Origin of the sequence: Rhizohabitans arisaemae, from assembly GCF_025996515.1 — a bacterium.
GTDB lineage: Bacteria > Actinomycetota > Actinomycetes > Streptosporangiales > Streptosporangiaceae > Rhizohabitans > Rhizohabitans arisaemae.
Window position 1 is genome coordinate 1 of sequence record NZ_BLRH01000020.1, and the last position, 297, is coordinate 297.

Here is a 297-nt window from a genome sequence, read left to right on the forward strand (position 1 = left end):
CGCCAACCCCTACCTCGGCATCGCCGGCGTCCTCGCCGCCGTACACCTCGGCATCCGGGACCGCCTCACCCCGCCGCCGCCGCTGGAGGGGTACGGCTACCGCCCCGCCGAAGCCGCCGTCCTGCCGATGACGCTCCCGGCCGCGCTCGACGCCTTCCAAGCCGACACCGACCTCGCGGACGTCCTCGGCAAACAGTTCGCCGAGGCCTACCTCGCCTACAAACGCGATGAGGTCGAACGCTTCTCCAGATTCGTCACCGACTGGGAACTCCGCGAGTACGCCTACCACCTGTGAAC

1 pseudogene is annotated in these 297 nt (G+C 69.7%); it reads left to right on the plus strand.

Annotation, left to right across the window (positions count from 1 at the left end):
• Positions 1-295: pseudogene (locus RUR_RS08400) on the plus strand (glutamine synthetase family protein); the annotation flags it as partial.
• Positions 296-297: the final 2 nt, after the last annotated feature.